The following is an 18469-nucleotide window of genomic DNA, read 5'->3' as shown; positions in this document are numbered from 1 at the left end:
TAAAAACACACGCTGATTAATTCCGTTAACGGTGCTTTCGCCCGGCGAAAGTTTTAACGGAAAGTGCGATTGGCGGAGGGACACACAAAAACCATTACAGGAGGTGTTGAAGAATGGCGGTTATTTCCATGAAGCAGCTTCTCGAAGCTGGGGTACACTTCGGTCACCAGACTCGTCGTTGGAACCCAAAGATGGATCGTTATATCTTCACAGAAAGAAACGGAATTTACATTATCGACTTGCAGAAAACGGTTAAGAAAGTTGACGAAGCGTACAACTTTGTTAAATCGGTAGCGGCAGACGGCGGCACAGTGCTGTTCGTCGGCACGAAGAAGCAAGCTCAAGACTCGGTGAAAGAAGAAGCTGAACGTTGCGGCAACTTCTACATCAACCAGCGTTGGCTGGGCGGCACGCTGACGAACTTCCAAACGATTCAAAAGCGTATCGACCGTTTGAAGCAGCTTGAGAAATGGGAAGAGGACGGCACTTTCGAAGTTCTTCCGAAGAAAGAAGTTATCATTCTTCGCAAAGAGAAAGAACGTCTTGAGAAATTCCTCGGCGGCATCAAAGGCATGAAGAGCCTGCCAAGCGCGCTGTTCGTAATCGACCCTCGCAAAGAGCGTATCGCGGTTGCCGAAGCTCGCAAATTGGGTATCCCAATTGTAGGTATCGTTGACACGAACTGCGATCCGGACGAAATCGATTATGTTATTCCTGGTAACGACGACGCGATCCGCGCAGTTAAGCTCTTGACAGCTAAGATGGCTGATGCGATCGTTGAAGCGAACCAAGGCGAGCAAACGACTGCTTAAGCTTGTAAGCTCACATAATGAAGATGCAAACAACAAAGGGTGGTCAGATGGTGCAAACCTCTCACTACCCTTTTTTTGAACAAAATTCAGATGTAAACTTTTAGGAGGGTTTCACATGGCAGTTAGCGCAGCAGCGGTTAAAGAACTACGTGAGAGAACGGGAGCAGGCATGCTCGATTGCAAAAAAGCGCTGGACGAAACAGGCGGCGACATCGATAAAGCGATTGCTTTGCTTCGCGAGAAAGGTTTGGCGGCAGCTGCTAACAAAGCGGGCCGTATCGCAACTGAAGGCGTTGTTGAATCCTACATACACGCAGGCGGACGCATCGGCGTTCTGGTCGAAGTAAACTGCGAAACAGACTTCGTTGCGAAGACGGATCAATTCCGCGAGTTCGCAAGAGACATCGCAATGCAAATCGCAGCTGCGAATCCGAAATTCGTTCGTCGTGAAGAAGTGCCTGCTGACGAGCTGGAGAAGGAAAAAGAAATCCTGAAAAACCAAGCTCTGAACGAAGGCAAACCGGAAAAAATCGTGGAGAAAATGGTGGAAGGCCGTATCTCCAAATACTATGAGGAGTATTGCTTGATGGAGCAATCCTTCATTAAAGATCCGGACAAAACAATCTCCGAGCTGCTGAACGAAAAAATCAGCAAAATCGGCGAAAATATTTCGATCCGCCGCTTCGTTCGTTATGAGCTGGGCGAAGGACTTGAGAAAAAAGTCGATAACTTCGTAGAAGAAGTTATGGCTCAAGCGAAACTGTAATCCGAACGCACAGGCGGGGCGGGGCGTCCGCCCCGCCTTCCTTTTTATCTAGCGGAGCAAGATAACCTTGCCCTTGGCAGGAATGAATAAAGAGCGGCCTCGCTGGCGAGGTTTAAGATGGGGGTATTTACGTTGGAACATCCTGTATTTAAACGCATTGTCTTGAAAGTAAGCGGAGAATCCCTGGCCGGGCAAGAGGGCTACGGCATTGAAGCTTCGGTCATCTCGTCCATCGCCAATCAGGTGAAGGAAGTGATCGAGCTTGGCGTTGAGGTTGCAATCGTTGTAGGCGGAGGCAATATTTGGAGAGGCATTGCCGGTACAGCGAAAGGCATTGACCGCGCTACGGCCGATTACATGGGCATGCTGGCAACGGTTATGAATTCGCTTGCGCTTCAAGATGCGCTGGAGCAAATTGATGTGCCAACTCGTGTGCAAACTTCGATTGCCATGCAGCAAATCGCGGAGCCGTATATTAGACGCCGGGCTATCCGCCACCTGGAGAAAGGCCGCGTCGTAATATTCGCAGCGGGAACGGGCAATCCGTTCTTCTCAACCGATACAACTGCAGCGCTTCGCGCCGCAGAAATCGAAGCGGAAGTCATTCTAATGGCGAAGAACAAAGTTGACGGCGTATATTCCGCAGATCCATTTAAAGATGAGAATGCTGAAAAATTCGAGGAGCTGACATACCTCGATATGCTTAACCTCAATCTCGGCGTCATGGATTCTACGGCATCGTCGCTTTGCATGGATAACAACATTCCGCTCATCGTGTTCTCGATTACAGAGAATGGAAATATTAAACGAGTCGTGCTTGGCGAAAAAATTGGCACGATTGTGAAAGGGAGTGCAAAATAATGCCGCAAACCATTAAAAAGAACGCGGAAGAACGGATGGAGAAGGCGCTTGGCGCGCTTAGACGCGATTTGGCGACCCTGCGCGCAGGGAAGGCGAGTCCCGCTCTGTTTGACCGGGTCCAAGTTGAATATTATGGCGCAATGACACCGCTTAATCAGCTGGCGAACATCAACACGCCGGATTCCCGTACGCTGATGATTCAGCCATGGGACAAATCGGCCATTGGCGCGATCGAAAAGGCCATTTTGAAATCCGATTTGGGTCTAACGCCGTCTAACGACGGTTCAGCTATTCGCATCTCCGTTCCGCCGCTAACGGAGGAACGCCGCGCCGAGCTGGTGAAGACGTCCAAAAAGTTCGGCGAAGACGCGAAGGTTGCGATCCGGAATATTAGACGCGACGCGAATGACGATATTAAAAAGCTGGAGAAATCGGACATCTCCGAGGACGAGTCCCGCCGTCACCAGGAGGACATCCAGAAGACCACGGATAAGTACATTGCAGAGGTTGAGAAAATTCTCACAGCCAAAGAAAAAGAAATAATGGAAGTTTAATTGACGAAGAGCCCCTCCGACAGGTGGGGTTACGTTTTTAACCACATGAATTTTAGGGGAACAAATTCTTATAGGCGATAAAACCTGCCTATGAAGCGCGGTCTTTCAATCTCGAATGGCTTCGATAGAGGTTTTCTCACCAGGTTATATCATCATAAGAGGTTTTTCTCAATCGGTTGGGAGGAAGCTAGATGATCAAGCGACTTTGGGCCAAACTGGGCATATCATCCACACCGAAGGCTAGTTCGCTCCCGGCTGACAATGTGCCGCAGCATGTGGCGATCATTATGGACGGGAATGGCCGATGGGCGAAGAAACGTGGATTGCCCCGAATGGCGGGCCATCACTCCGGGATGAAGACGGTGAAGCGTATAACCATTGCCGCAGATCGGCTTGGCGTCAAGTATTTAACGCTCTATGCGTTTTCGACTGAAAACTGGAAGAGACCAAAGGCGGAAGTGGATTTTCTAATGAAGCTTCCGCAGCAGTTTTTGGATATCGAACTGGATGAGCTTGTTGCCAATAACGTTCAAGTTCGCATGATGGGATCGAGAGAGAACCTTCCTTCTCATACCCTAAGCGCTCTTGAAGAGGCCATTAGCAAGACAGCCGGCAATACGGGACTTGTACTTAATTTTGCGCTTAATTACGGCAGCAGGATGGAAATGCTTGATGCGGTGCGCGGCATTGCAAAAGACGTGCGGGCAGGCAAGTTGGATATTGATGCGATTACCGATCAAGTGATGTCTGATCGATTGCTGTCCGGCGGCATGCCCGATCCGGATTTACTTATCCGAACAAGCGGTGAACTCAGGCTCAGCAATTTTATGCTTTGGCAGTTAGCTTACAGCGAGCTTTGGTTTACGGACGTGTATTGGCCGGAGTTTACCGAAAAGCATTTTTATGAAGCGATAGGTCAGTACCAGCAACGGGCTCGGCGATACGGCGGATTATAGCTTCAACTGACGGAGTGTGACTTGTTTTGAAACAACGATTGATTACAGGAATTATCGCAGGCGCGCTGTTTATATCCTTAACGTTTGTCGGCGGAGCCTTCTACACGGGGCTGCTCATTCTGCTTGCATTGATCGGAATGACCGAATTTTCTCGCATGAACGGCGTATCGCCGCTCCATCCATCGGCTTTGCTGGGCTATGCGGGGGTATTGTATTTCACTTTACCGTGGGAGGACTGGGGCGTATCGATGCCTGCTCCTCTTACGATTCTTTGGATGCTGGCGTTTCTACTGCTGGCGATTACCGTTATTACGAAAAATAGAACGACAATTGACGGCGCGGCGCTTATGCTTCTCGGCGCACTCTATGTCGGTTACGGTTTTTCGGCGATGATCGAGGTCCGCGCGATCGAAGAGCATGGCTTGTTTTGGACGTTTTTGTCTTTCGGCTGCATCTGGGCGTCGGATATCGGCGCTTATTTCGCAGGACGAGCTGTCGGCAAAACTAAGCTTTGGCCGTCTATTAGTCCAAATAAGACAGTTGAGGGCGCAATCGGCGGCGTGCTGTTATCGCTGATCGTTGGCGTTCTATTTGCGCTGTTCGTCCCGGAAGCGATCACAATCGGGAAAGTGCTTGTCATCGGATTAATTGCGGCTGTCGCCGGACAATTCGGCGATTTGATTCAATCCGCGTATAAGCGCGTTCGGAATATTAAAGACACGGGAGCGCTGCTGCCCGGTCACGGCGGGGCGCTCGATCGCTGCGACAGCTGGCTGATCGTATTCCCTCTGCTGATTCTGACCGAGCTCATACCCGTATAGCAGCAGTCAAAAAGTCCGTTTGGTCTAAAGCTGCCCGGAAGCATTTCCGGATTTACACGTACATATAGGCGCCTGGGGGGACTTTTTTGAAAAAAATATCACTATTAGGCTCTACCGGTTCAATCGGTACGCAAACGCTGGATATTGTCCGTCATCAGCCGGACCGTTTCCAGATTGTCGCAATGTCCGCGGGCAGCAACGTGGAGCTTCTCGTCGAGCAAGCTAAGGAATTTAAGCCGCAGCTTGTCAGTGTGGCCACGAAGCAATTGGCGGATCAGGCTCGTCCACTCTTGCCGGCCGGCACGAAAGTGACCTATGGCGAAGAAGGGCTGGTCGAGGTCGCGGCCGGAACGGACGCGGACATCGTTGTCACCGCCATTCTCGGAAGCAGAGGCTTGCCGGCGACGCTCGCGGCCATTGATGCCGGGAAGACGATCGGTCTGGCGAACAAAGAGACGCTTGTTACGGCTGGACATATTGTGATGCAGCGGGCAAAAGAACGGGGTGTCGCGATTCTGCCGATTGACAGCGAGCATTCCGCCATCTTTCAATGCTTAAACGGTGAGCGGCGCGGCGATGTGTTAGGGATAACGCTGACTGCTTCAGGCGGCTCGTTCCGCGATCGGACACGCTCCGAGCTTGAAGGCGTTACGGTTGCGGAAGCGCTGAACCATCCGAACTGGTCGATGGGAGCCAAAATAACGATCGATTCTGCAACCATGGTGAACAAAGGGTTGGAGGTCATCGAAGCGAGATGGCTGTTTGATTTGAGCTATGACCAAATCAGCGTGCTGATTCATCCGGAAAGTATCATTCACTCGTATGTCGAGTTCATCGACCACAGCATCATCGCGCAGCTCGGCATGCCTGATATGCGGGTGCCGATTCAATATGCGCTTACTTATCCGGAGCGTTGGACGACGCCTACCGGGCGGTTAAGCTTAGCCGAAATCGGCAAGCTTCATTTCAGACCGATGGATTACGACCGCTATCCTTGTCTTCGGCTTGCGTTCGATTGCGGAAGACTTGGAGAATCGGCTCCTGCGGTATTTAATGCCGCTAATGAAGTGGCGGTTGCGAGATTTTTGAAGGGTGAAATCACGTTCCTTGACATCGAAAGGGTGCTGGAAACGGTCGTTGAGCGGCATGATGTCTGCGAGATCCGCGATCTGCAGACGATCAACGAGGTTGATCAGTGGGCGCGCAGCTTAGCGGAGACGGTATAACCACGCCAAAAAGTGGTTCTCTTGTATCGGGCGGGAGAATAATGATAATCTATGTACAGGCCGTAACGAACAGGAGGCAACGTGATATATGGGTATGATTGGGGTCGTTCTGTCGACCGTACTCGTGTTTTTTGTCATTGTGACGATACATGAATGGGGACATTACTTTTTCGCTAAGCGCGCAGGCATTCTCGTTCGCGAGTTTGCGATCGGCTTCGGTCCGAAGCTGTTTTCCGTCAAAAAAGGCGAAACGAGATATACGCTAAGACTCGTTCCAGCGGGCGGGTTTGTTCGCATGGCGGGTGAGGATCCCGAAATAGTGGAGGTTCAAACCGGGCAGACGGTTGCCGTACGCGTGAAGGACGATGCCGTGACGCGGATTTATTTGGACCGTCTCGATGAACGGACGGGTACGATTCGCGGCGAAGTGGAAGACGTGGATTTGGAGCGCAAGCTTTCGATCTCTCTGCTTGTCGAAGGGGAGTCGGAGCGGTATTCCGTTCATCCGCAGGCTTTAGTTATATCCAAGGGCAGGGATACGCAAATCGCGCCGATTGACAGACATTTCGGCAGCAAGCCGGTCCGCAAACGGGCAATGGCTATATTTGCCGGCCCGATGATGAATTTTATACTGGCATTCGTGCTTTACGCCGTGTATGCTCAGATGGTGGGCATGCCGGTTGACAATCCGGATAGACTGATTGTCAGCACGATTGAAAAGAATATGCCCGCAGCCGGCGTTGACCTCAAAAAAGGCGATGTCGTGGATAGCATCAACGGCGTCAAAATCGGCGCGGATTTGGATAAGATGATTGATATTATCGGGAAATCGCCGGGCAAGCCGATCGAAATGACGGTGATCCGGGACAATCAGCCGCGCACCATTGAGATTACGCCAAGAGCGAATGAAGAAGGTGTCGGCAAGGTTGGCATCAGCGCTTCGCCGCCAATGCGGCCAGCGACGTTCTGGGAGACCATCTCAAGAGCGGGCGAGCTGATGAAAGTGTCGACCGAGTTTATATTTGAAAGCTTCAAGCTGCTGATTACGGGGCAGTTCAGCTTCGATGACTTGGGCGGTCCGGTGCGGACAGCGAATGTAACGGCCGAAATCGCGCAAAAGGGCATCGTGCAGCTTACATCCTGGACGGCGCTGCTCAGTCTGTACTTAGGTATATTCAACTTGCTGCCGGTTCCGGCGCTGGATGGCAGCCGGCTTGTCTTCTTAGGTCTCGAGGCCGTCAGAAGAAAGCCGATCGATCCGAACAAAGAAAGCATGGTCCACTTTATCGGCTTTGCAATGCTGATGCTGCTGATGGTGGCTGTAACCTATAATGATATTTTACGATTAGTTCGAGGGGAGTAGTAACGAAAGCTCATGTCTAAGGATAAAGGATTTGTTACTGAAATTACGCCGCAAAGCGAAGATTTCTCGAGATGGTATATCGATGTCATCAAAAAGGCGGAGCTCATGGATTATTCGCCAGTCCGGGGCTGTATCGTGTTCCGCCCGGAAGGATATGAGCTATGGGAAAATATTCAGCGTGATTTGGACCGCCGTTTTAAAGAAACCGGCCATCGCAATGCCTATTTCCCTCTGTTCATCCCGGAGAGCTTCTTCCAGAAGGAGAAGGAGCACGTCGAAGGGTTTAATCCGGAGCTTCCTTGGGTAACGGAGGCGGCAGGCGAGAAGCTCGAGGAGCGTCTGGCCATCCGTCCGACCTCCGAAACTATGATCGGCCATATGTATGCAAAGTGGATTCAGTCGTACCGCGATCTGCCGGTGCTTATTAACCAATGGGCGAACGTCGTTCGTTGGGAGAAGCGTACGCTGCCGTTCCTCCGCACAAGCGAGTTTCTGTGGCAGGAAGGCCATACCGCTCACGAAACGGAAGAGGAAGCGCGCCAAGAAACGATGCAAATGCTTGATGTATACACCAGCTTCGTCGAGGAATTCCTTGCGATTCCTGTCATAAAAGGCGAGAAGACGCCGTCCGAGCGGTTCGCCGGCGCTGTGAACACGTATTCCATCGAAGCGATGATGAAGGACGGCAAAGCCGTTCAAGCGGGCACTTCGCACTACCTCGGCAATAAGTTTGCCGTTGCGTTCGATATCAAATATTTGGACCGCGAGAATACGTTGCAGTACGCGCACACCACCTCGTGGGGCGTCAGCACGCGTCTCATCGGAGCGCTAATTATGGTTCACGGCGATGACCGCGGACTTGCTTTGCCTCCAAAGGTTGCGCCGACTCAAGTGATCATGATTCCGATTGGCCCGCCTAAAACAAGAGAACAGGTTGTCGGCAGAGTGGACGAGCTGTATGCGGAGCTTAAAAAAGCCGGCGTGCGCGTGCGCGTTGACGACCGTTCCGATGTCAGCCCGGGCTGGAAGTTTAACGAGTACGAGATGCGGGGCGTGCCGCTTCGCCTGGAGCTCGGCCCACGCGATATGGAGAATGGCGTCGTCGTGCTTGTCTCCCGGATTACCGGAGAGAAGCGCGTCGTCCAGCAGGACAACCTGGTTGCGGAAGTCGAAGCGATGCTTGCGGAGACGCAACAGGAAATGTACAACCGCGCGAAGGCGTTCCGGGAGCAAAATTCCCGCAGCGTAGAGACGCTGGATGAAATGAAAGCTTTCCTCGAGGAGCAGCGCGGTTTCGTTGAAGCGGGCTGGTGCGGATCTGAGGCGTGCGAGAAGCAAGTGAAGGAAGAAACGGGCGCAACAAGCCGCAATATTCCGTTCGAGCCGTCCTCGCACAAATCGTCGTGTCTGGTGTGCGGCGACGCTGCGAAGCATACCGTCGTATTTGCACGCGCTTATTAAGTTATAAAGGTTAAAAGCCGATTACGCTTAGACAGGAGTTGAAAGTGATGAGCCTAACCGGTGATAAGCGACAGCGCTTTGAGCTGCTTTTGCAGCAAGCGGGGCTGCCGCAGGAACTTATTCATACTTATTTTCAAGATGGCTATATCGATCAAGTGATTGTGAGCAGCAGTAATCGGGAATGGACGTTTTGCATCCGCAAAACGTCCATGGTTCCTTTACAAGCCTATAACGGTCTGTGCCAAGCGGTTCGCCAGAAGTTTGAGCATATTGCGGACGTAAACTTTGTCTTTCAGTACGATCCGGTCGTCGAGACCGAAAATATTGTTTTGCAATATTGGCCGCTCTTCACGGAATGGGCGCAGCGCGAAATCGCATCGGTAAACGGCTGGCTGATGAAGGCTGCCATTGAAGCGCAAGGCGACGCTGTAACGCTGTCTCTGCTTGATTCGACGGGACTGGAGCTTGCCCGGAAGAAGAAGGTCGACGAAGCGGTCGCTTCCTTCTTCCAGAGGCACTTCGCCCGTGACTGCAAAGTGAAGATGGTTGTCGGTGAACCAAGGCAAGACATCTATGAGCAGTTCCTGCAGAAGAAAGAGCAGGAGGAGCGGGACGCCATCCAGCAGATGATGGCGGATGCGATGGTGGAATCGTCCGCCGCTGAGGATAACGGCGACGAGGTTGTGCGACTGGCCGTCGGATACGATATCCGCGAGGATGCTGTGCCGCTCATGAATATACAGGACGAAGAGAAAAAGATTACGGTGCAAGGAGCCGTATTCGGTCTCGACGTGAAAGAGCTGCGCAACGGCAGCACCTTGTTTACCTTTAATGTAACGGACTTCACGGATTCGATCGCGATGAAGATGTTCGCAAAGACGAAGGATGACGTAAAGGTGCTGTCTCAGCTGGCCAACGGCAAATGGGTGAAGGCGCGCGGCCGGATCGAGTACGACCGGTTCATGCAGGAGCCCGAGCTTGTCATGATGCCGAATGATCTCCACGAAGTAAACGCGCCGCCGGAACGAATGGACAAGGCGGAGGAGAAACGCGTCGAATTCCATCTTCATTCAACGATGAGTACGATGGATGCCGTCACGCCGATTGGCGAATACGTGAGGATGGCAGCCAAATGGGGACATAAAGCGATTGCCGTTACGGATCACAGCAACGTGCAGTGCTATCCCGACGCGGTCAAAGCGGCGAAGAAGCACGGCATGAAGGTGCTCTTCGGTCTTGAGGCGAACGTCGTCAATGATGCCGTCCCTATGGTTTTGAATTCCCGGCCAGAGCCGCTCGCTGATGCCACATATGTTGTATTCGATATCGAGACGACCGGACTTTCGGTCGTAAACAATAAAATCATCGAGCTCGCGGGCGTGAAGATGAGGAACGGGAAAGAAGTGGACCGGTTTTCGACCTTCATTAACCCGCACGAGAAGATTCCCTATCATATCCAGCAGCTCACCAACATTAACGATGATATGGTGAAGGATGCGCCGGAGCTTGAACCGATGCTTCGCGCTTTCGTGGAGTTTATCGGAGATGATGTTTTAGTCGCGCATAATGCGAGATTCGATATCGGCTTCATTCAGGCGAACTGTAAAGCGATCGGCTTGCCGGAAGTGACGAACCCGGTCCTCGACACGCTGGAGCTGGCGAGATTCCTTCATCCAACGATGAAAAATCATAGACTCAACACGCTCGCCGATAAATATAAGATCAGCCTGGAGAACCATCACCGCGCCATCGACGACTCCATAGCGCTCGGCGGCGTACTATTCGGCCTGATCGGCGACGCGGCTGAACGCAATATTAAGGATTTGAATCAGTTGAACGATTATGTCGGGCTCGATCTTTCTAACGCTAGACCGTTCCACTGCAATATCTACGCGCTTAACGCTGTCGGAAAGAAAAACCTGTTCAAATTGATCTCATTATCTCATACCGAATATTTCAAACGGGTGGCAACGATTCCGAAGAGCAAGCTAGTAGAGATGCGGGAAGGACTGCTGGTCATTTCCGGCTGCGAGAAAGGCGAATTTTTCGAGACGGTGCTGAATAAGTCCTTGGAAGAAGCGAAGGAAGTCGCGGAGTTTTATGACGTGCTGGAAATTCAGCCCATTGATTTCTATATGCATTTAGTGGACAAAGGCCTTGTCGGCAGCCGCGCTGAGATTGAAGACGCAATGCGCCGCATTTGCCAAATCGGGGACGAGCTTGGCAAGCCGGTAATCGCGACGGGCAACGTCCATTATTTGAATCCGCGTGACAAGCTGTACCGCGATATTACAATTCACGGCATTACAGGCTTCAGTCCCCTCAAAGGCCAGCGCAAGCCGGATGCGCATCTGCGCACGACCGAGGAGATGCTGCAGGAATTTGCGTTCCTTGGCGAAGCCAGAGCGCGTCAGGTTGTCGTAACGAACACATCCGAGCTCGCGGATCGCTTTGAACAATACGATATGTTTCCGAAGGAGCTGTTCACGCCGAACATCGAAGGCGCGGACGAAGAAATTCGGAATACTTGTTACGCGACGGCGCGGTCGATGTACGGCGAAGATTTGCCGCAAGTGGTTATCGACCGGTTGGAGAAAGAGCTTGTGCCGATTATTAAATACAAGTTCTCCGCCAACTATCTGATCTCTGAAAAGCTTGTAAAAAAATCGAACCAAGACGGTTATCTAGTCGGCTCCAGGGGATCCGTCGGCTCGTCAGTCGTCGCGACCTTCCTCGGCATTTCCGAGGTAAATCCGCTGCCTGCCCATTACTTGTGCTTGAACAAGGAATGCAAGCACAGCGAGTGGTTCCTCGACGGCAGCGTGCCGAGCGGCTTCGATTTGCCGCCGAAGGATTGTCCGAATTGCGGCAAGCCGATGAAAGGCGAAGGACAGGACATCCCGTTCGAGACGTTCCTTGGGTTCAAGGGAGACAAGGTTCCCGATATCGATTTGAACTTTTCCGGCGAATATCAGCCGATAGCGCATAACTACACGAAGGTGCTGTTCGGTCCGGAGAACGTGTTCCGCGCCGGGACAATCGGTACGGTCGCGGAGAAGACGGCATACGGCTTCGCCAAAAAATATGAGGAAGAGCATCAAAAGAAATGGCGCGGCGCCGAGCTCGCAAGACTCGCTAGCGGCTGTACGGGCGTCAAGCGCAGTACGGGCCAGCATCCGGGCGGCATTGTCGTTGTCCCGGATTACATCGACGTTGAGGACGTAACGCCTGTGCAATATCCGGCAGACGATACGTCAGCCGAATGGAAGACGACTCACTTCGATTATCACGCGTTCGACGAGAACCTGCTTAAGCTCGATATTCTGGGTCACGACGACCCGACGATGATGCGGATGCTTCAGGATTTGACGGGCGTCGATCCGACGACCATCCCGATGAACGATCCGAAGGTTATGAGCCTGTTCAACTCCACGGCCGCGCTTGGCGTGACGCCGGAGCAGATCCGCTCCTCCGTCGCCACGTACGGCGTACCGGAGATGGGCACGAAGTTCGTTCGGCAGATGCTGCAGGAGACGCAGCCGTCTTCCTTCGCCGACTTGCTGCAAATTTCGGGGCTGTCGCACGGTACCGGCGTATGGCTCGGCAACGCGCAGGAGCTTATCAAGAACGGCACCTGCAACATCAAAACCGTTATCGGCTGTCGTGACGATATTATGCTGTATCTGATCTACAAAGCCGGAATGGATGCCGGTCTTGCCTTTAAAATTACGGAGAGCGTACGTAAAGGTAAAGGTCTTACGCCGGAGTGGATCGAAGAGATGAAGCGCTGCAAGGTGCCTCAATGGTATATCGATTCCTGCCTGCGGATTGAGTACATGTTCCCGAAGGCGCATGCCGCGGCATACGTTATTTCCGCCGTGCGCACGGCCTTCTTCAAGCTTTATTATCCGATCGAGTTTTACGCGACTTACTTCTCCGTCCGAGCGGACGACTTCGACCTGGAGCTGTTGTGCCAAGGCTATGACGCGATTCTTCGCAAGCTCTTGGAAATTGAGGCCAAAGGGTTCAACGCGACGCCGAAGGAGAAGAACATGGTCTCCCAGCTGGAGATGTCGCTCGAGATGACGGCAAGAGGCTTCTCCTTCAAGCCGATCGATCTGTACCGGTCCGACGCGACCCGATTCCTGGTTGACGGCGATTCGCTAATCCCGCCGTTTGCAGCCATCGCGGGTATCGGCGATAACGCTGCGCGCAATATTGCGGCGGCAAGAGAAGAAGGGGAATTCCTGTCCATCGAGGATTTCCAACAGAAGTCGAAAGCGACCAAAACGATTATCGAGGTGCTCGGCGGAATGGGCTGCTTCCGGGGATTGCCGGAATCAAACCAGCTGTCGTTGTTCTAAAACGTTAGCTGATATCATTTCTTGTCACGTACCGTGCAAGAACATGATGGGCTGGAAATCATTTCTTGTCACATGCCGTGCAAGAACATGATGGGCTGGAAATCATTTCTTGTCACGTACCGTGCAAGGACATGATCAACTAGAAATCATTTCTTGTCACGTATATGCGATTATGTTATAATTTTTCTGGCAATGATGAGGATAGATTCTTGATGCAGAAGAGTGGGGAAACCCACTCTTTACGTTTTGTATCCGGCAAATACCCATTGCAACCCATACAGGAGGTCAACCCAATTTGAGCACATCCACTATCAAATCCGCCGTTGAGGCTATGGTGCAGCCCTATCTCAATGAAAATGGCTTTGAGCTGGTCGACATTGAATATATCAAGGAAGGCAGTAACTGGTTTCTTCGCATTTTTGTAGATAAAGAAGGCGGCATCGACATCGACGAATGCGGCAAAATCAGCGAATATGTCAGCGAGCAGCTGGATAAGAACGACCCGATCTCCGGGGCTTACTTCCTGGAAGTGTCATCACCGGGGGCAGAGCGTCCGCTTAAAAAACCGGACGATGTACGCAAGGCGGTAGGGAAGTATGTATTTATTACTACATACGAACCGGTCGACGGAGCGAAGGAGTTCGAAGGAACGCTCTTGTCGTTCGACGGCGATACCGTCGCTATCAAGGTCGGCAAGAAGGAACACCGCATTCCGTACGACAAAGTGGCAAGCGCGCGCTTGGCTATTCAATTTTAATTTTGGTTCTATTTATGAAAGGGGGAACATCGTTCCAATGAGTATGGATTTTATTGAAGCTTTGCAGGAAATTGAACGAGATAAAGGAATCGCCAAGGATGTGCTGCTAGAGGCGATCGAAGCTGCGCTTATTTCCAGTTATAAACGCAATTTCAACACGGCGCAGAACGTAAGGGTAGACATTAACCGTCATACCGGCGTCATCAAGGTTTACGCCCGCAAGACGGTTGTCGATGAGGTGCTGGATCCGAGGCTGGAAATTTCGGTGGAAGCGGCTCGCGAGATTAACCCGCATTATCATCTTGACGATGTCGCGGAGATCGAAGTTACGCCTCGCGACTTCGGACGCATTGCGGCGCAGACGGCCAAGCAGGTCGTTACGCAGCGTATTCGCGAAGCGGAGCGGGGACTGATCTATAACGCGTTTATCGATAAGGAAGAGGATATCGTTAACGGCATTGTGCAGCGCCAAGACATGCGCAACCTGTTCGTCGACTTGGGCAAGGTCGAAGCGGTTCTTCCGCTGACGGAGCTGATGCCGACGGACAAGTTCAAGCATGGCGACCGCGTCAAATCGTTTATTACGAAGGTTGAGAACACGACCAAAGGTCCTCAAATTATTTTATCCCGTACGCATCCAGGACTTCTAAAACGGTTATTCGAGCTTGAAGTGCCCGAAATTTATGACGGTGTCGTTGAGATTCGTTCGGTCGCGCGCGAAGCGGGCTTCCGTTCGAAGATTGCGGTTCACTCCCGCAATGAGGAAGTGGATCCGGTCGGATCCTGCGTCGGCCAGAAGGGCCTTCGCGTCCAGACGATTGTCAATGAGCTGAAGGGCGAAAAGATCGATATCGTGCGCTGGTCCGAAAATGTCGAGGAGTACGTGGCGAACGCTTTGAGTCCGTCGAAGGTGCTGGAGGTTATCGTCTTCGAGCAAGAGAAAATGGCGCGTGTCATCGTTCCCGATTATCAGCTGTCGCTTGCGATCGGCATTAAGGGGCAGAATGCCCGTCTTGCCGCGAAGCTTACCGGCTGGAAAATCGATATTAAAAGCGAGACGCAGGCGGAGCAGGAATACGGACGTCCGAAATCGACGACAGGCACCATGCATCAGGATTCCGTATCCATCGATTAGTCTGCGCGCGGGAACAGGCAGCGGCTGAGGAGGGATTTGCGGTGAGACCGAGAAAAATACCGCTTCGCAAGTGCGTGGCTTGTCAAGAAATGATGCCGAAGAAAGAATTGATTCGGGTCGTTCGTACGCCGGACGGCGAGGTCGGCATCGATCTGACCGGCAAAAAAGCGGGGCGTGGCGCCTATTTATGCGGCAAAGTGAACTGCTTTAAGCTTGCGAAGAAGTCAAAAGCGTTGGATCGGGCGCTGAAGCAGCCCGTCGGCGACCATATATACGATCAGTTGGAGCAGGAATTTATCGCGGTGGAGGAGCAATTCATCGCAGCCAAGGAGCTGACGCCGGATGATGATGAAGCCGAATAAAGCTCTTTCTTCCCTGGGTATGGCCATGCGCGCCGGCAAGCTGATAACCGGCGATGAAACGGTGCTGAAGGCCGTAAGAGCAGGGAAAGCCCATCTGGTTATTATTGCCGGCGACGCATCCGACAATACGAAGAAGAAATTTCGAGACAAGTGCGGCACCTACGGAATACAACTCGCCGAAGCATTCGATCGGGAACAGCTGGGAAAGGCGATAGGGAAACCCGAACGCGTTGTGCTGGCGGTCACCGATATGCATTTCGGAAAAATGATTGGAAGTCATCTGAGCCAAAATACGGAGGTGGATCCTATTGAGCAACAAACAGGACAGCAAGGACAATAAAGATAAGCTTCGCGTCTATGAATACGCGAAGTCGCTGAATATGAGCAGTAAAGAAATTATTACGATTCTTAAAAGGCTGAACTTGCCTGTTAATAACCACATGAGCGTCATGGAGAACGAAATGGTGACGAAGGTGGAGGGCTTCTTCCGGGACATTAAAGCGAATGCGGCGGCCAAACGCGCGCAAGAGAGCGGAGGAGCCGCGGTACAGACGGCAACGGCTCAAACGAATCGTCCAAAGGCGGCGCCAAGCGTGCAAGAAACGACTAAACCAACAACTCAAGATAGACAGGGGACAATGAATTCTATTAATACGAAAACTCAACAACCAACCGAACAACGTGAGCAAAGACAGCAAAATAACCAAAACAGCCGTCCATCCGGTCAAGGTCAAGGCCAAGGCGGTCAAGGCCGTCCATCCGGTCAAGGCCAAGGCCAAGGCGGAAGGCAAGGCGGTCAAGGTCAAGGCGGCCAAGGCCGTCCATCCGGCGGTCAGGGCTACCAAGGTAACCGTCCGTCCGGTCAAGGGCAAGGCAATCGTCCATCCGGCGGTCAAGGACAGGGTTACCAAGGCAACCGTCCAGCCGGTCAAGGTCAAGGCCAAGGCGGCGGCAATCGTCAAGGCGGAGCGCCTTCGGGCGGCGGCAACCGCAGCTTCGGTCAAGGCGGAGCGGGCGCTTCTGCCGGCAACCGTCCGGCGCCGGCTTCGGCTCCAGCCGGACAAAGCCGCGGCTTCGACGCGGGAGCTGGCAGAGGTCAGCAGCCGCGCGGCGGCTCTGAGGATCGCAGCGGCGGTAAAAACGGCCGGTTTAACAACGGCGGCCAAAAACGGTTCGAGGATGGCCGTCCGGGTTTTAAAGGCGGCAACAACAATCGCGGGGGCAAAGGACGCGGAGGCAAAGGGCAGCAGCAGCCGCCTCGCGAAAAAATCGACAACACGCCGAAGAAAATTATCGTTCGCGGCACATTGACGGTAGGCGACCTTGCGAAGCTGCTTCATAAAGACGCTTCAGAAGTTATTAAGAAGCTTCTGTTCCTCGGCGTTATGGCGACGATCAACCAAGAGATCGATATGGACGCGATTATGTTGATTGCAGGCGAATACGGCGTTGAAGTGGAAGTGAAAATCCCGGTTGAAGAAGACGCGTTTGAAACCTTTGAGGAGACGGACGAAGCCGAGGATTTGATGGTCCGGCCGCCGGTCGTTACCATTATGGGTCACGTCGACCACGGCAAGACGACGCTGCTTGACGCGATTCGCAAGACGAATGTAACCGGCGGAGAAGCCGGCGGCATTACGCAGCATATCGGCGCTTACCAAGTCGAAATTAACGGCAAAAAGATTACATTCCTTGATACGCCGGGCCACGAAGCGTTTACGATGATGCGTGCCCGCGGCGCTCAAGTGACGGATATTACCATTATCGTGGTCGCGGCGGATGACGGCATCATGCCTCAAACCGTTGAAGCGATCAATCACGCGAAAGCCGCCGGCGTTCCGATCATCGTTGCGGTGAACAAGATCGATAAGCCGGAAGCGAACGCCGATAAAATTAAACAAGAAATGACGGAATACGAGCTCGTGCCGGAAGAATGGGGCGGCGATACGATCTTCGTGGAAGTGTCCGCGAAGCAGCGCATCAACCTCGAAGGCTTGCTGGAAATGATTCTGCTCGTTGCCGAAGTGAACGAGTTTAAAGCGAATCCGAACAAACGCGCGAGAGGTACCGTCATCGAGGCCGAGCTGGACAAAGGCAAGGGACCTGTTGCCCGCATTCTGGTACAGCACGGTACGCTTAAGATCGGCGACGCTTTTGTAGCGGGCAACTGCTTCGGTCGCGTGCGCGCGATGGTGAACGACCGCGGCCGCCGTCTCAAAGAAGCTGGACCTTCCACGCCGATCGAGATTACGGGTCTGACTGAAGTGCCGCAAGCCGGCGATCCGTTCCTGGTGTTCGAAGACGAGCGCAAGGCGCGCGCAATCGCAGAACGCCGCGCGATTAAGCAGCGTCAATCCGATATGGGCGCCAATACGCGCGTTACGCTGGACGATCTCTTCAACCACATTAAAGAAGGCGAGATCAAGGATCTGAACGTGATCATCAAAGCCGACGTACAAGGCTCCGCCGAAGCGCTCAAAGGCTCGCTTGCAAAAATCGATGTCGAAGGCGTGCGCGTGAAAATTATTCATACCGGCGTAGGCGCGATTACGGAATCGGATGTTATTCTGGCTTCCGCATCCAACGCCATCGTAATCGGCTTCAACGTCCGTCCGGACCCGCAGGCCGAGGCGACAATCGCGCAGGAGAAGGTTGACGTGCGTATGCACCGCGTCATTTACAATGTCATCGACGAGATCGAGCAAGCGATGAAAGGCATGCTGGATCCGGTCTATAAAGAGGTTGTAATCGGTCACGCCGAAGTGCGCAACGTGTTTAAAGTAACGAAGGTGGGCGCGATCGCGGGTTCTATGGTCGTCGACGGCAAGATTACCCGTTCCGCAGAAGCAAGAGTTATCCGCGGCGGCATCGTTGTATACACCGGCAAAATCGATTCCTTGAAGCGGTTCAAGGATGACGCCAAGGAAGTGGCGTCCGGTTATGAGTGCGGTATAACGCTTGAACGCTTTAGCGATATTAAAGAGGGAGATATGATTGAAGCGTTCATCATGGAAACGGTAGAGAGGTGATC

The 18469-nt window shown here is 52.7% G+C and carries 15 protein-coding genes; all 15 read left to right on the top strand.

Going from position 1 to position 18469, the window contains the following annotated elements; all coding sequences use genetic code 11:
• The first annotated feature begins 113 nt into the window (after window positions 1-113).
• The 15 genes from rpsB (at window position 114) to infB (ending at window position 18467) form a co-directional block, all read left to right on the top strand.
• Window positions 114-812 (top strand): 30S ribosomal protein S2, encoded by a 699-nt coding sequence (gene rpsB / locus D3P08_RS15370; RefSeq protein ID WP_119600578.1) that lies wholly within the window; start codon window positions 114-116, stop codon window positions 810-812.
• A gap of 115 nt (window positions 813-927) precedes the next feature.
• Entirely contained in the window at window positions 928-1578 is a 651-nt protein-coding gene (tsf, locus tag D3P08_RS15365; RefSeq protein WP_119600577.1) for a translation elongation factor Ts, read from the top strand.
• A 132-nt stretch (window positions 1579-1710) separates the two neighbouring features.
• Window positions 1711-2439 (top strand): UMP kinase, encoded by a 729-nt coding sequence (pyrH, locus tag D3P08_RS15360; protein ID WP_119600670.1) that lies wholly within the window; start codon window positions 1711-1713, stop codon window positions 2437-2439.
• Window positions 2439-2993 carry a ribosome recycling factor gene (gene frr, locus D3P08_RS15355; RefSeq protein WP_119600576.1) on the top strand — a complete coding sequence of 185 codons (555 nt, stop codon included), beginning with the start codon at window positions 2439-2441 and terminating at the stop codon, window positions 2991-2993. The genes pyrH and frr overlap by 1 nt, the downstream gene beginning before the upstream one ends.
• 191 nt (window positions 2994-3184) lie before the next feature.
• The gene (locus D3P08_RS15350; protein ID WP_119600575.1) at window positions 3185-3949 is read left to right on the top strand and encodes an isoprenyl transferase; all 765 of its coding nucleotides are present in this window, start codon (window positions 3185-3187) and stop codon (window positions 3947-3949) included.
• A 26-nt stretch (window positions 3950-3975) separates the two neighbouring features.
• On the top strand, window positions 3976-4770 hold the full coding sequence (locus D3P08_RS15345; protein WP_119600574.1) for a phosphatidate cytidylyltransferase: 795 nt from the start codon (window positions 3976-3978) through the stop codon (window positions 4768-4770).
• Window positions 4771-4856: 86 nt separating this feature from the next.
• Window positions 4857-5996, top strand: a complete 1140-nt coding sequence (locus tag D3P08_RS15340) for a 1-deoxy-D-xylulose-5-phosphate reductoisomerase (protein ID WP_119600573.1) — start codon at window positions 4857-4859, stop codon at window positions 5994-5996.
• An 88-nt stretch (window positions 5997-6084) separates the two neighbouring features.
• Window positions 6085-7359 carry an RIP metalloprotease RseP gene (rseP, locus tag D3P08_RS15335; protein WP_119600572.1) on the top strand — a complete coding sequence of 425 codons (1275 nt, stop codon included), beginning with the start codon at window positions 6085-6087 and terminating at the stop codon, window positions 7357-7359.
• A 12-nt stretch (window positions 7360-7371) separates the two neighbouring features.
• The gene (proS, locus tag D3P08_RS15330; protein WP_119600571.1) at window positions 7372-8820 is read left to right on the top strand and encodes a proline--tRNA ligase; all 1449 of its coding nucleotides are present in this window, start codon (window positions 7372-7374) and stop codon (window positions 8818-8820) included.
• Between the two features lie 47 nt (window positions 8821-8867).
• Window positions 8868-13184, top strand: a complete 4317-nt coding sequence (locus tag D3P08_RS15325) for a PolC-type DNA polymerase III (RefSeq protein ID WP_119600570.1) — start codon at window positions 8868-8870, stop codon at window positions 13182-13184.
• A 295-nt stretch (window positions 13185-13479) separates the two neighbouring features.
• Window positions 13480-13941, top strand: a complete 462-nt coding sequence (gene rimP, locus D3P08_RS15320) for a ribosome maturation factor RimP (protein ID WP_119600569.1) — start codon at window positions 13480-13482, stop codon at window positions 13939-13941.
• Between the two features lie 37 nt (window positions 13942-13978).
• A complete protein-coding gene (nusA, locus tag D3P08_RS15315; RefSeq protein ID WP_119600568.1) occupies window positions 13979-15076 on the top strand; it encodes a transcription termination factor NusA in 1098 nt (365 codons plus the stop codon).
• A 41-nt stretch (window positions 15077-15117) separates the two neighbouring features.
• Entirely contained in the window at window positions 15118-15438 is a 321-nt protein-coding gene (gene rnpM, locus D3P08_RS15310; protein ID WP_119600567.1) for an RNase P modulator RnpM, read from the top strand.
• Window positions 15425-15778 carry a L7Ae/L30e/S12e/Gadd45 family ribosomal protein gene (locus D3P08_RS15305; protein WP_119600669.1) on the top strand — a complete coding sequence of 118 codons (354 nt, stop codon included), beginning with the start codon at window positions 15425-15427 and terminating at the stop codon, window positions 15776-15778. Before rnpM ends, D3P08_RS15305 begins: the two co-directional genes overlap by 14 nt.
• Window positions 15747-18467 (top strand): translation initiation factor IF-2, encoded by a 2721-nt coding sequence (gene infB / locus D3P08_RS15300; protein WP_119600566.1) that lies wholly within the window; start codon window positions 15747-15749, stop codon window positions 18465-18467. Before D3P08_RS15305 ends, infB begins: the two co-directional genes overlap by 32 nt.
• Window positions 18468-18469: the final 2 nt, after the last annotated feature.

It is taken from the genome of Paenibacillus nanensis (assembly GCF_003583765.1).
GTDB lineage: Bacteria > Bacillota > Bacilli > Paenibacillales > Paenibacillaceae > Pristimantibacillus > Pristimantibacillus nanensis.
This window is presented reverse-complemented; position numbering and strand designations above follow the sequence as displayed.

What these genes read in the sequence shown, in the direction of transcription:
- rpsB (WP_119600578.1), top strand. Translation starts at nt 114, where the DNA reads ATGGCGGTTATTTCCATGAAGCAGCTTCTCGAAGCTGGGGTACACTTC.
- tsf (WP_119600577.1), top strand. Translation starts at nt 928, where the DNA reads ATGGCAGTTAGCGCAGCAGCGGTTAAAGAACTACGTGAGAGAACGGGA.
- frr (WP_119600576.1), top strand. Translation starts at nt 2,439, where the DNA reads ATGCCGCAAACCATTAAAAAGAACGCGGAAGAACGGATGGAGAAGGCG.
- D3P08_RS15350 (WP_119600575.1), top strand. Translation starts at nt 3,185, where the DNA reads ATGATCAAGCGACTTTGGGCCAAACTGGGCATATCATCCACACCGAAG.
- rseP (WP_119600572.1), top strand. Translation starts at nt 6,085, where the DNA reads ATGGGTATGATTGGGGTCGTTCTGTCGACCGTACTCGTGTTTTTTGTC.
- proS (WP_119600571.1), top strand. Translation starts at nt 7,372, where the DNA reads ATGTCTAAGGATAAAGGATTTGTTACTGAAATTACGCCGCAAAGCGAA.
- D3P08_RS15325 (WP_119600570.1), top strand. Translation starts at nt 8,868, where the DNA reads ATGAGCCTAACCGGTGATAAGCGACAGCGCTTTGAGCTGCTTTTGCAG.
- nusA (WP_119600568.1), top strand. Translation starts at nt 13,979, where the DNA reads ATGAGTATGGATTTTATTGAAGCTTTGCAGGAAATTGAACGAGATAAA.
- D3P08_RS15305 (WP_119600669.1), top strand. Translation starts at nt 15,425, where the DNA reads ATGAAGCCGAATAAAGCTCTTTCTTCCCTGGGTATGGCCATGCGCGCC.